The organism is Streptomyces sp. NPDC043853 (assembly GCF_056436025.1).
Window position 1 is genome coordinate 196,421 of sequence record NZ_JBWKDJ010000003.1, and the last position, 13,504, is coordinate 209,924.

The 13,504-nt window shown below is 74.3% G+C and carries 7 protein-coding genes; 3 read left to right on the forward strand and 4 right to left on the reverse strand.

Annotated elements, in window-relative coordinates:
* Window positions 1–139: 139 nt before the first annotated feature.
* Window positions 140–1,993: an HSP90 family protein gene (locus tag AC067U_RS09665; RefSeq protein ID WP_478829100.1), complete on the forward strand. Its 1,854-nt coding sequence runs from the start codon at window positions 140–142 to the stop codon at window positions 1,991–1,993.
* Window positions 1,990–5,079 carry a tetratricopeptide repeat protein gene (locus AC067U_RS09670; protein ID WP_478829101.1) on the forward strand — a complete coding sequence of 1,030 codons (3,090 nt, stop codon included), beginning with the start codon at window positions 1,990–1,992 and terminating at the stop codon, window positions 5,077–5,079. The genes AC067U_RS09665 and AC067U_RS09670 overlap by 4 nt, the downstream gene beginning before the upstream one ends.
* A gap of 61 nt (window positions 5,080–5,140) precedes the next feature.
* Here AC067U_RS09670 and AC067U_RS09675 read toward each other — a convergent pair whose 3' ends face one another.
* Window positions 5,141–6,043 carry an LLM class flavin-dependent oxidoreductase gene (locus AC067U_RS09675; RefSeq protein ID WP_478829102.1) on the reverse strand — a complete coding sequence of 301 codons (903 nt, stop codon included), beginning with the start codon at window positions 6,041–6,043 and terminating at the stop codon, window positions 5,141–5,143.
* Window positions 6,044–6,106: 63 nt separating this feature from the next.
* On the opposite strand from AC067U_RS09675, the gene AC067U_RS09680 reads away from it, so the two are divergent.
* Window positions 6,107–7,075: a Cof-type HAD-IIB family hydrolase gene (locus tag AC067U_RS09680; protein ID WP_478829103.1), complete on the forward strand. Its 969-nt coding sequence runs from the start codon at window positions 6,107–6,109 to the stop codon at window positions 7,073–7,075.
* A 28-nt stretch (window positions 7,076–7,103) separates the two neighbouring features.
* On the opposite strand, the gene AC067U_RS09685 is transcribed toward AC067U_RS09680, so the two are convergent.
* Genes AC067U_RS09685 through cydB form a run of 3 tightly spaced genes read right to left on the reverse strand, consistent with a single transcriptional unit; the run spans window position 7,104 to window position 13,499 of the window.
* Window positions 7,104–8,837 (reverse strand): GAF domain-containing sensor histidine kinase, encoded by a 1,734-nt coding sequence (locus tag AC067U_RS09685; protein WP_478829104.1) that lies wholly within the window; start codon window positions 8,835–8,837, stop codon window positions 7,104–7,106.
* Window positions 8,838–8,879: 42 nt separating this feature from the next.
* A complete protein-coding gene (gene cydD, locus AC067U_RS09690; protein WP_478829565.1) occupies window positions 8,880–12,479 on the reverse strand; it encodes a thiol reductant ABC exporter subunit CydD in 3,600 nt (1,199 codons plus the stop codon).
* Window positions 12,480–12,494: 15 nt separating this feature from the next.
* On the reverse strand, window positions 12,495–13,499 hold the full coding sequence (gene cydB, locus AC067U_RS09695) for a cytochrome d ubiquinol oxidase subunit II (RefSeq protein ID WP_478829105.1): 1,005 nt from the start codon (window positions 13,497–13,499) through the stop codon (window positions 12,495–12,497).
* Window positions 13,500–13,504 lie beyond the last annotated feature (5 nt).

A 13,504-nucleotide genomic window follows, 5' to 3' on the forward strand; every position in this document is an offset into this window, starting at 1 on the left:
CACGGCTCCGGAGCCCTCCGGCACGATCGGAATTACCCGGGAGATTGTCGGACCCGCCCCCTACGCTGATCACAACGATCTGTGAGGGGGGGTCCTCGCGGTCGCTCCACCCACCGTGCGCACCACGAGGTGACATCCCATGACGTCCGTGAACAACTTCCAGGTCGACCTGCGCGGCCTGGTCGACCTGCTGTCCCACCACCTCTATTCCAGCCCCCGGGTGTATGTGCGCGAACTCCTGCAGAACGCCGTGGACGCCGTCACCGCCCGGCGCATCCACGAACCGGAAGCCGGGGTCCGCATCCACCTGACCGCCTCCGGCGGAGGGGTCTCCATCGAGGACAACGGCATCGGCCTGACCGCCGAGGAGGCCCACTCCCTGCTCGCCACCATCGGCCGCAGTTCCAAGCGCGGCGGCGGCACCGCCGAGGACCTCCGCGGCCTGGAGACCACCCGCCAGGAATTCCTCGGCCAGTTCGGCATCGGCCTGTTGGCCTGTTTCGTCGTCGCCCGGCGGATCCGCGTGGTCACCCGCTCCGCGCGCGACCCGAAGGCCGCCCCCGTCGAATGGCTCGCCACCGACGACGGTTCGTACACCGTCCGCGAGCTCCCCGACGAGGCCCGCCCCGAACCCGGCACCACCGTCCACCTGGAAGCCCGCCCCGGCGCCGCCGAGTGGACCGTTCCCTCCAGGGTCGAGCAGCTCGCCCGCGACTTCGGCGCGCTGCTGCCCTACGAGATCACCTTCGAGGACGGCACCGGCACCGCGCCCCGCGTGATCACCGACCGGCCGGCGGTCTGGGACCGCGAGTTCCCCACCCCCACCGCCCGCCGCGTCGCCCTCGCCGGCCACTGCGCACAGCAGTTCGGGTTCACCCCGCTCGACTCGATCGACCTGGACCTGCCGGTCGCCGGGGTACGCGGAGTGGCGTACGTCCTGCCCGAGCCGACCAGCCCCGCGCACCGCGCCGGCCACCGGGTCCACCTCAAGGGCATGCTCCTCACCGACCGGGCCGACAACCTCCTGCCGGACTGGGCCTTCTTCGTCCGCGCCGTCCTGGACACCGACACCCTGCGGCCCACCGCTTCCCGGGAGAACCTCTACGACGACGAGACCCTCGCCGCCGTACGGGAGGCCCTGGGCGCCCGCATCCGCGGCTGGCTCGCCGAGCTCGCCGCGACCGAACCGGACCGGCTCGCCGCCTTCCTGAACGTGCACCACCTCGGCGTGAAGTCGCTGGCCCGGCACGACGCCGAACTGCTCGGGCTGATGCTGCCGTGGCTGCCCTTCGAAACCAGCGACGGCTCGATGAGCCTGGAGGAGTTCGCCGCAGCGCACAGCGACATCCACTTCACCCGCACCGTCGAGGAGTTCCGCCAGGTCGCCCCGATCGCCGCCGCCCACGGCCTCGGCGTGATCAACGCGGGCTACACCTACGACGCCGACCTGCTGGCCCTGCTGCCCACCGTGCGCCCCGGCATCAAGGTCACCGAGCTGGACGCCGGAGCGGTCACCGACCGGCTCGACCCGGTGCCGACCCCGGCCGAGCTGGCCCTGGCCGGGTTCCTGTCCACCGCACGCACCCGCCTGGAGCCGCAGAGCTGCGACGTGGTGCTGCGCGCCTTCCAGCCGGTGTCCGTCCCCGCCCTCTACCTCGACGACCGGCAGGCCCGCCAGGAACGGGACCGCTCGGCCGCCGAGGAGAGCGCCGACTCCCTCTGGTCCGGCATTCTCGGCGCACTCCGCGGATCGGGCCCGCGCGCCCGGCTCGTCCTCAACCACAACAACCCCCTGGTCCGCCGGATCGCCGGAGTCACCGACCCGGAGCTGACCGGCACCGCCGTCGAGTCCCTCTACGGGCAGGCGCTGCTGATGTCGCAGCGCCCGCTGCGCCCCGCCGACTCCACCCTGCTCAACCGGGCCTTCCTCGGACTCCTGGAATGGGCCACCCACAGCGACGGCTCCGCCGGGCAGCAGGAAGGACGCCAGTGAGCGGCAACATGACCCCCGACGAGGTACGCCGACAGCTCGCCGAGAACCGGCGGGCCCCCCACGGCGCCGCGCGCAACGCCCACGCCGAGGCGCTCAGCGCCGCCGCCGAGGCCACGGGCGACAGGGCACTGCTCCGCCAGGCCCTGGACAGCCAGATCGACGCGTACGAGTTCTCCTCCGAGCGGCCCAAGATCCTGGTCCCCTTCGCCCGGCTGCTCCAGGAGTACGACCGGGATCCGGCCGCCTTCACGCCCAGCGAGACGCACTCGCTGTTCTGGCAGTTCAAGTGGGTGGCCACGGCCATCTCGTGTTCCCCCGAGATCTCCCTGGAGTCCGGGGCCGGCTGGCTGGCCGAGATGGAGCGCCGCTACCGGATCGCCGGATACAGCGACCGCCCCGTGCGGGAGGCCGAACTGTTCCTCGCCGAGGCGATGGCCGACGACGCCCGCGCCGAGCGCGCCGCCGAGGCGTTCATGGCGGCCGAACGCGACTCCATGAGCGACTGCCACGCCTGCGAACTCAACACCCAGGGCTGGTTCTGGTCCCACCAGGGCGACGACGCCAAGGCCGTCGAGGTGTGGAAGCCGGTCCTGGAGGGCGACCGCTCCTGCGCGGAGGAACCGCACCGGACACTGGCCCGATCCCTGATGCCCCTGGTCCGCCTGGGCCGGGTCGACGAGGCCCGCGCCCACCATCTGCGGGGCTACCGGATGGCCCGGGGCAACGAGAGCCTGCTCCGTTCCGTCGGGCAGCACATCGAGTTCTGCGCGCTGACCGGCAACGAGTCGCGCGGGCTGGAGATCCTCGCCGAGCACTCCGCCCATCTGCGGCCGCTGGCCGACCTGGACGCACGGCTGACCTTCTACGGCGGCGTGCTCGTACTGCTGCGCCGGCTGACCGGGCTCGGCTTCGGCGACAGCCCGGCCGCCCCCTTCGACGGGGTCCCGCACACGGTCCGGGAGCTGGACGAGCTCCTGTACGCGGATGCGCTGGACATCGCGCGGCGCTTCGACGCGCGCAACGGCAACGCCCGCGTCTCGGAACGCTTCGAGGAGCGCATCGCCCAGGACCCGCTGCTGGAGGCACTGCCGCTGGGGGTCCGCAGCAGCCCGTTGCCGGAGGCGCGCGCGGCGGTCCCGGCTCCTGCCGCCTCGGCCCCCGCCCCGGCCGCCGTGCCCCGAGGCGATGTTTCTCCCCCAGCTGCCGCCGGGGGTACCCCCAGTGAAACAGAGGCCGGTGAAGCACGCACCGCATTGTCCGAACTGCTGGATGCGGCGCGAGCGGCCCGCGCCCAGGGACATCCGGCCACCGATCTGCGGTGGGCTGCAGTGCTCGCCGAGGCGGGCGAGGAGCCCGCGGACGCACTGCTGGCCGCCGACCTGCTGGAGTACCGGGGCGTGCGCGCCGCCCAGAGCGGCGATCCGGCGGCCTCGGCACTGATCGCCGAGACCCGGGACGCCTACCGGGCCCTCGGGCAGGAGGACCGGGCCGTGCTCGCGGAACTCCGCCTGGCCTCGGCGGCCGTGCAGTCCGGGGCCGCACCCGAGGAGGTCCGGGAGCTGCTCGCGGTGGCCGCCCGTTCGGCGGAAGCACTCACCGCGGACGAGCCGCTGCGGGCCCGCCGGGTGGCCTCGGTCGAGCTGACCCGGATCCGCATCGAGGCCTACCTGCGGGCCGAACAGGACAGCGCGGAAGGGCCTGAGGAAGCGGACCGCCTGCTGGCCGCGGACCTGTCCGCGTTCCTGGCCGCCTTGACCGGGAACGCGGACCACACCGACGGGGGCGAGGGCGCGCACCTCGCGGACCTGCTCTCCGACGCCGAGGAGGCGCTGGCCAGGCTGGCCCTGGCCGACGGGGACCCCGAGCGGGCCGACGCCCTGCTGGCCTCGGCCGCCGCCCGTGGCACCGGCTCCGGCCGGCCGTGGCTGGCGGTGGACCCCCTGGCCACCCGGGCCGCAGTCCTGGCGTCGCTGGGCCGGCCCGGGGACGCGGTGGAGGCCGCCCGGGCCGCCCTGGCGCACGCGGCGGAACTGCCCGAGGCCGAGCGGCAGGGCGCCGTACGGCTGAACCTGGCGGACGTACTGCTGCGGACCGGGGACGCGGAGGAATCGGCCCGGCACGCTCTGGACGCGGCCCACTGGTTCGACCAGGCGGGACCTTCGGGCTCCCGGGGCGGCGGGGCGAAGGCCCGGCTGCTGCTGACCCACGCGTACGCGCGGCAGGAGCGCACCGCGGAGGCCGCGGAGGTGCTCCAGTCCGCCCTGCCGGACCTGCTGGAGCACGGCGAGCACCAGGCGGTGCACGCACGGCAGTTCCTGGGGGAGCTGCTCGGCGGGCTGCACGACGCGCGGGCGGCGGCCGAGCAGTTCCTGCTGGCCGCCGAGACGGCGAGGGGCTGGGAGGACCCCCGCCCGCAGGCAGGGCTGGCCCATTCGGCGGCCGAGTCCCTGGCCGCGGCCGGGCTGGTGGCGGAGTCCTTCGCCGCCTACGAGCGGGCGCTGGAGCTGCACCGGGCGACGGGGGACAACCCGGTGGCGGTGGTGCGGATCCTGCGGTCCCTGGCCTGGCTGTACCTGCGCGAGGACACCGTGAACGCGACGGTGGCACGCGCCCGGGCCCGGATGGACGAGGCGGCCGCGGTCCTGGACGGCGCCACCGAGCCCCAGCTGCGCTATGAGACGGCGCAGACCTGGCAGCAGCTCGCGCAGATCCTCGACCAGCGGGTGGACGCCTTCGAGGACGCTCATGCCTATGAGGACGAGGAGGACGATCATGACCAGGGGGAGTGCGGGAGCGGTCCCGCCGAGCCGTTGACCGAGGCCGAGATACGGGCGCTGCGGGACGAGGCCGTGCGGTTGTGGGGGCGGGCCGCCGGGATCTACGCCGGGCTCGGCCCGGAGCACGTCCAGCAGCGCTACCGCTGCCTGCACGCGGCCGCCTGGACGGAGGCCCGGCTCGGGCGGCCGGGGGCGGGGGCTGAGCGGCTGGCGGGGCTGGCGGCGGATCTCCGCGCGATGCCGGACGGCTCCGTGCCGGACTGGCTGCTGCCCCAGGTCGAGGAGGCGGCCAGGGCACTGCTCGACTGACCGGAGCCGCATGCGCTCGTGTCCCCCGCACCGGCGAAGGTACGGGGGACAGGGCGGCAGTTCAGCGCAGCTGGGAGAGGGCTTCGGTGGCGATGCGTTCGAAGACGGTCTCGTCGGAGGCGAACTGGGAGTCCGGGATCGGGGAGTGGATCACGATCTCGGTGAAGCCGAGCTCGTGGTGGCGGCCGGCGAAGTCCACGAAGGCGTCCACCGAGTCGAGCACCGCGTTCTGCTCCGGGGTGAAGCCGGTCAGCAGGATCTTGTCCAGCTCCGCCACGTTCCGGCCGGACTCCGCGCACGCCTTGCCCAGCTTCTCCAGCTGGCCGCGGATCGCCTCCAGCGACTGCTCCGGCGTGCCCGCCTCGTACAGCTTCGGGTCGCCCGTGGTCACCCACGCCTGGCCGTGCGCGGCGGCCAGCTTCAGCCCGCGCGGTCCGGTCGCGGCCACCGCGAACGGCAGCCGGGGCCGCTGCACGCAGCCGGGGATGTTCCGGGCCTCGTCAGCCGAGTAGAACCGGCCCCGCTCGGTGACCGCGCCCTCCGTCAGCAGCCGGTCCAGCAGCGGCACGAACTCCGCGAAGTGGTCCGCCCGCTCGCGCGGGGTCCACGCCTGCTGGCCGAGCGCCGTGGCGTCGTAGCCGTTGCCGCCCGCCCCGATGCCCAGGGTGATCCGCCCGCCGGAGATGTCGTCCAGCGAGATCAGTTCCTTCGCCAGGGTGACCGGGTGCCGGAAGTTGGGCGAGGTGACCAGCGTGCCCAGGCGCAGCCGCTCGGTGGCTCCGGCCGCCGCGGTCAGGGTCGGCAGCGCACCGAACCACGGACGGTCACGGAAACTGCGCCAGGCCAGGTGGTCGTAGGTGTAGGCGGTGTGGAAACCCAGCCGCTCGGCGCGCAGCCACTGGTCCCGCCCTCCCTCGTGCCACCGACGTACCGGGAGGATCACCGTGCTCAGACGCAGACTCATGTCACCGAGCCTACGGCGGCCCGCACCCCTTCCGGGTCACCCGGCATCGGCGAAGATGGTCAGGTGACCTCGGCTTCCCAGCGCCCGGACGGGCACACACCCGCGTCCGCGCCCGCACCCGTGACCCGGCTCATCGCCACTGACCTCGACGGAACGCTGCTGCGTGACGACAAATCCGTCTCGGAACGGACCGTCGCCGCGCTCGCCGCCGCGGAGCGCGCCGGCATCGAGGTGTTCTTCGTCACCGGGCGGCCCGCCCGCTGGATGGACGTGGTCAGCGCGCATGTCCACGGCCACGGCCTCGCCATCTGCGCGAACGGTGCCGCGGTCGTCGACCTGCACGACGACGCCCGGATCATCGAGGTCCGGCCGCTGGCCCGGACGGCCGCGCTCGCCGTGGTGCGGGCCCTGCGGGAGGCCGCGCCCGGCACCTCCTTCGCGGTCGAGATGACCACCGGGATCCATTACGAGCCGGACTACCCGCCGTTCTTCAAGGACCCGGGCGCCACCGTGGCCACCGCCGAGAAGCTGCTCCGCGAGGAGCCCGGCGCGCAGGCCGCCCCCGTCCTCAAGCTGCTCGCCCACCACGCGGAACTGACCCCCGACGCGTTCCTGGAGCTGGCCCGGTCCGTGGCCGGCGCGCACGCCTCGATCACCCGGTCCAGCCCCACCGCCCTGCTGGAGGTCAGCGGGCCGGGGGTGTCCAAGGCCAGCACCCTCGCGATGTGCTGCGCGGAGCGCGGCATCTCCCCCGAGGAGGTGGTGGCGTTCGGCGACATGCCGAACGACGTGGAGATGCTGACCTGGGCGGGCACCTCGTACGCCATGGGCAATGCGCACCCCGACGTGATCGCGGCGGCCTCCGGCCGGACCGTGGCGAACAACGAGGACGGCGTCGCCGTCGTCATCGAAAGCATCCTCGCCGAGCACGCACAGCAGGAGGCCGCACAGCGGGAGGCCGCACAGCAGGAGGCCGCACAGCAGGAGGCCGCACAGCGGGAGGCCACCGCCCAGCCGGAGGCACAGCCGTAGGCGTCCCCGGCCTCACTGGGCAGGACACCTAGAGCGGCGCCTCCCACACCAGGGTGGTGCCGCCGCCGTCCTCGCCGATCCCCGGCCCGTACCGGCTGGAGCCGCCCAGCGACTCGGCCCGCCGCCGCAGGTTCCGCAGGCCGCTGCGGCGGCCGCCCTCCGCGATGCCCACCCCGTCGTCGGCGACCTCCAGCCGTACCGCGGGCCGCCCGTCCGGCAGCGTGCCGGTGCAGTCGAGGACCACCTCGATGCGGGAGGCCCCGGCATGCCGGAAGGCATTGGACAGGGCCTCGCGCAGCGCGGCGATCAGGTTCTTGCCGACGAGCTCACCGACCACCGCGTCGATCGGCCCCAGGAACCGGTGCGAGGGCTTGAACCCCAGCGGCACGGCCGCCATGTTGATCTCGCGCAGGACCCGGGTGCGGAACCCGGAGGGCACCTCGGCGGGTCCCTGCTGCAACGCGAAGATCGCCGTACGGATCTCCTGGATGGTGACGTCCAGCTCGTCCACGGCCTTGCCGACCCCTTCCACCACCTCCGGCACGACCGACCGGCGCTGCGCACCCTCCAGCATCATCCCGGTGGCGAACAGCCGCTGGATCACCAGGTCGTGCAGGTCCCGGGCGATCCGGTCGCGGTCCTCGAACACAGCCAGCCGCTCCCGGTCGCGCTGTGCCTCCGCCATCATCAGCGCGAGCGCCGCCTGTGCCGCGAACTGGGTGGCCAGGGTCCGCTCGGCCTCGGTGAACGGCCGCTGCCCGCGGGCCCGGGGGGTCACCAGCGCACCCAGCACCCGGCCTTCGCTGTGCAGCGGGAGCATCATGCAGGGCCCGAACTCGACGGTCAGCCGGGTGATCATGCGGGGGTCCGTGGACGCGTCGTCCGCGAACACCGGCTCGCCCTCCAGCAGCTTCCGCACCACCGGGCTCCCGGCGGGGACCACGAGCCCCAGCGAGGACGAGGGGTCGTCGGCGGACACCGCGACGATCTCCATGCCGCCCTCGCCGGCCGGCAGCATCACGATGCCCGCGGCCGAGTCGGCCAGCCGGCGGGCCTGTTCGGCGACCACGACCAGGGCGTCGTCGGCGTCGCCGCCCGACAGCAGGGCCGTGGTGACGGCGACCGAGCCGTCGATCCAGCGCTCCCGCTGGGTGGCCGCCTCGTAGAGCCGGGCGTTTCCGATGGCGATGCCCGCCTCGGTGGCCAGTACCCGGACCATGTGCAGGTCGTAGTCGTTGAACTCGGCGCCGCCGCGCTTCTCGGCCAGGTAGAGGTTGCCGAAGATCTCGCCCTGCACCCGGATCGGCACGCCCAGGAAGGTCTTCATCGGCGGGTGGTGGGCCGGGAAGCCGGCCGAGCGGGGGTCCTGTGTGAGGTCGGCGAGGACCACCGGGTCGGGATGCCGGATCAGCGCCCCGAGCAGGCCGCGCTTGCCGTCGGGGCGGTGCCCGATCAGGTGGGCCCGCTCGGCTCCGATGCCGTGGGTGACGAAGTCGGAGAGCCCGCGGCCCTCGGTGTCCACCACCCCGATCGCCGCGTAGCGGGCGTCCGCGAGCTCGGCCGCGGTCTCGCAGATGCGGTCCAGGGTGGAGTGCAGTTCCAGGCCGGTGCCGACCGACCGCATCGCCTCCAGCAGCTGCGGCACCCGTGCGGTGAGTTCGGTGGACAGCCCCTGCAGACTGCGGGTGGCCCGGGTGGCGGCCTCCAGCGGGTCGGCGGACTCCTGCGGGTCGGCGGACTCCTGCGGCTCCTGGACTGACATGACCTTGAGCCTAATTAGTCCCTTTTACCGAGGAAAGTCGGCTCAAGCGGATCCCGAAGCCACCGCCGCGCGATCTGCCAGGTGCACCGCCGCGCGGTCCGCCTCCCGTTCCCGTTCCAGCAGCCCGCGCAGCGGCCCGTCGGTGCCGGCGAGTTCGCCGTACGCCCCGCGCTGCACGATCCGCCCGGCCTCCAGCACCAGCACCTCGTCGACCTGGTCCAGCCCGGCCAGCCGATGGGTGATCAGGACCGTGGTCCGGCCCGCCGTGGCGGCCAGCAGGTCGGCCGTCAGGGCGTCCGCGGTCCGGGTGTCCAGGTGCTCGGCCGGCTCGTCCAGGACCAGCACGGGGAAGTCCGCCAGCAGGGCCCGGGCCAGCGCCAGGCGCTGCCGCTGCCCGCCGGAGATCCGCTCGCCGTGCTCGCCGACCAGCGTGTCCAGCCCGTCCGGCAGCGCCTCCGCCCAGTCCAGCAGCCGGGCGCCGGCCAGGGCCGCGCGCAGCTCCGGCTCGGTCGCCGCGGGCCGGGCCAGCCGCAGGTTCTCCCGCACCGAGCTGTCGAAGATGTGCGCGTCCTGGGCGCACAGCCCGACGAACCGGCGCACCTCGTCGCCCTCCAGCGTGCGGACGTCGGTCCCGCCGAGGGTGTACGCGCCCCCGTCCGGCTCCAGGAAGCGGAGGAGCACCTGGGCGAGCGTGGTCTTGCCGGAGCCGGACGGCCCCACGACCGCGATCCGCCGGCCCGGCTCCAGGGTCAGGTCGACGCCGGTCAGCGCGTCCCGCTCCTGGCCCGGGTGCCGGGCGGTGATCCCGGCGAGCCGCAGCGGGAAGGGAGAGGCCGGGGCCGGGCCGGGGAGCTCCGGCTCCGCGACCGGAACGGGCGCGTCCAGCACCTCGTAGACCCGCTCGGCGCTGCGCCGGACGCGCTGCCGGTACCGCACGGCCGTGGGCAGGCCGCTGACCGCCTCGAAGGCGGCGAGCGGGGTGAGGACGACCACGGCCATGCACACGCCGGACAGCCGTCCGCCGGCCACGGCGGCGGCGCCCACGGCGGCCGCACCCACCACGGTCAGCCCGCAGACCAGGGCAGACAGCCCGCTCCCCAGCCCGGCCGCGGCGGCGCCCCGGGCGGCGACGGCCGTGAGCGTACGGTCGCTCTCCCGGGCCGCGGCCCTACGGCCGGCCAAGGCGCCGGCGACGGTCAGCTCGGCGGTGCCGGACAGCAGTTCGGCCACCCGGTCCGCGAGCTCGCCGCGGGCCGGGGCGAGCCGGCGCTCGGCGCGCCGTGCGACGGCGGCGGTGACCAGCGGGACCCCCACGCCGGCCGGCAGCAGGCCGGCGGCGAGTACGACGCCCGCCCCGGGCAGCAGCCAGGCGGTGAACGCCACCGAGCCGGTGCCGACGAGGAGGGCGGTGCCGGCCGGCAGCAGCCAGCGCAGCCAGTAGTCCTGCAGCGCGTCGGCGTCGGCCACCAGCCGGGCGAGCAGATCGCCCCGGCGCTGCTCGCGCAGCCCGGCGGGGGCGATGCGCTCCAGCCGGCGGTACACGGAGACCCGGAGCTCGGCGAGCATGCGCAGGACGGCGTCGTGCGAGACCAGCCGCTCGGCGTAGCGGAACACGGCGCGGCCGATGCCGAAGGCGCGGGTCGCGGTGACGGCCATCATCAGGTAGAGCACCGGGGGCTGTTCGGAGGCCCGCGAGATCAGCCATCCGGACACCGCCATCAGGCCGACGCTGCTGCCGACGGCGAGCGCGCCGAGCAGCAGCCCGAGCCCGAACCGCCCGCGCGAGGCCCGCGCGGCCTCCCGCACCCGCCCGAGCGGATCCCGGCTGCCGCCGGGGGCGCCGACGGCGATTCCGGCCCCGGTACCCGGCGCGGGGTTCTCGGCCTCCTGCGGCGCCGGCCCGAGGATCCACGCACCGGGGTCCGAGCCCCCGGCCGCCGCGGCGGCCGCGCCCTGAGCCGGGGCCCGGCCCGGAGCCGGGGCCGGGGCCGCAGCCCCCGGCCGCACCTCGGCCACCCGGTCCGCCACCGCCAGCAGGGCCGGCCGGTGGACCACCAGCAGGACCGTGCGGCCCGCCGCCAGCCGCCGGACCGCGTCCACCACGGCCGCCTCGGTCTCCCCGTCCAGCGCGGCCGTCGGCTCGTCCAGCAGCAGCACCGGACGGTCCGCCAGGAACGCCCGCGCCAGCGCGAGCCGCTGCCGCTGCCCCGCGGAGAGCCCGGTCCCGCCCTCCCCCAGCACGGTCTCCGCACCCCGCGGCAGGGCCGATACGAACTCCTGGGCGCCCGCGTCCCGCAGCGCGGCGGCCACCTGCTCGTCGGAGGCCTCCGGACGGGCCAGCCGGACGTTCTCCGCGACGGTCCCCGCGAACAGGTGCGGCCGCTGCGGCACCCACGCGATCCGCGACCGCCACTCGGCCAGCGCCTCCGCCGAAAGCTCCGTCAGATCCACACCGCCGACACGGACCCGCCCCCCGGTCGGCGCGGTGAATCCCAGCAGCACCGACAGCAGCGTCGACTTGCCCGCCCCGCTGGGCCCGGTGAGCGCCACGCACTCGCCCGGCGCCACACGCAGCGAGACGGGTCCGGGCGAGGCCTCGGCCCGCCCCCCGTAGCGGACCTCGACCCCCTCGAAGTCCAGTGCCACCGGCCCCGCCGGAACCTCCGCGCGTCCCGCGCGGGCCGGCAGCGGGGTCTCCAGCACCTCGAAGATCTCCTCCGCGGCCGCCAGCCCCTCGGCGGCCGCGTGGTACTGCGCCCCCACCTGCCGCAGCGGCAGGTACGCCTCCGGCGCCAGGACCAGGATCACCAGGCCGGTGTAGAGGTCGAGGTCGCCGTGCACCAGCCGCATGCCGATGGTGACGGCCACCAGCGCCACCGACAGGGTGGCCAGCAACTCCAGCGCGAAGGAGGACAGGAAGGCGATCCGCAGGGTCCGCAGGGTGGCCCGGCGGTAGTCCGAGGTGATCGCGCGGATCGATTCCGCCTGGGCCTTGGCCCGGCCGAACACCTTCAGCGTCGGCAGTCCCGCGACCACGTCGAGGAAGTGCCCCGACAGCCGGGACAGCAGCCGCCACTGCCGGTCCATCCGGGCCTGTGTGGCCCAGCCGATCAGGACCATGAACAGCGGGATCAGCGGCAGCGTGCCCACGATGATCGCGGCGGACACCCAGTCCTCGGTGACGATCCGGGCGAGCACCGCCGCCGGGACCACCACGGCCAGCCCCAGCTGCGGCAGGTAGCGGGAGAAGTAGTCGTCGAGCGCGTCCACGCCCCGGGTGGCGACCGCCACCAGCGAGCCGGTCCGCTGCCCGCTCAGCCACCCCGGCCCCAGGCCGGAGGCGTGCGCCAGCAGCCGGCCGCGGAGCTCCGACTTGACCTCCGCACTGGCCCGGTGCGCGGCCAGCTCGGTCAGCCAGGACACCAGCGCGCGCCCCAGCGCCACCGCCGCGAGCAGCAGCAGTGGCGTCCGGAGCGCGCCGGCGTCGAGTCCTTCCTCGAAGGCCCCGACCACGATCTCGGCGATGAGCATCGCCTGGCCGACGACCAGCCCTGCCCCGGCCAGGCCGAGGGCCACCAGCGCGCCGAGGAACAGGCGGGTGGAGCGGGCGTACCGGAGCAGGCGCGGGTCGATCGGTTTCACGTGAAACATGCCCCCTTAGTGAGCGGGCTCGGCGATGTGCTGGGTACCGATCCGCTTGCGGAACACCCAGTACGTCCACCCCTGGTAGAGCAGGACCAGCGGGGTCGCGATGGCGGCGAGCCAGGTCATGATCTTCAGCGTGTACGGGCTGGACGAGGAGTTGGTGACCGTCAGGTTCCACGCCTCGTCCAGCGAGGAGGGCATGACGTTCGGGAACAGCGTCAGGAACAGCATCGCCACGGCCGCGGCGATGGTGACCCCGGACAGGGCGAACGACCAGCCCTCGCGCCCGGCGAGGTTGGCACCCAGGGCGCCGGCCAGGGCCAGCACGGCCACGATCATCGCGATCAGGCTGGTCCCGTCACCCCGGGACACCTGGGTCCAGGCCAGGAAGACCAGGGCCAGCACCGCGGTGGCCGCGCCCAGCCGGGTGGCCAGCGCCCGCGAGCGTTCGCGGATCTCGCCGACGGTCTTCAGCGAGGTGAACACCGCCCCGTGGAAGGTGAACAGGGTGAGGGTGACCAGGCCGCCCAGGACCGAGTAGACGTTCACCAGGTCCAGCAGGGTGCCGACGTATTCCTTGTCCGCGTCGATCTTCACGCCCCGCACGATGTTGGCGAAGGCCACGCCCCACAGGAAGGCGGGGATCAGCGAGGTCCAGAAGATCGCGTGCTCCCAGTTGGTCTGCCACCGGTCCTCGGGCCGCTTGACCCGGTACTCGAAGGCCACGCCCCGGACGATCAGGCAGACCAGGATCAGCAGCAGCGGCAGGTAGAAGCCGGAGAAGAGGGTGGCGTACCACTCGGGGAAGGCGGCGAAGGTGGCGCCGCCCGCGGTGAGCAGCCAGACCTCGTTGCCGTCCCAGACCGGGCCGATGGTGTTGATCAGGACCCGCTTCTCGGCCCGGTCGCGGGCGAGCAGCTTGGTCAGGACGCCGACACCGAAGTCGAAGCCCTCCAGGAAGAAGTAGCCGGTCCACAGGACCGCGATCAGTACGAACCAGACGTCGTGGAGTTGCATGGTGT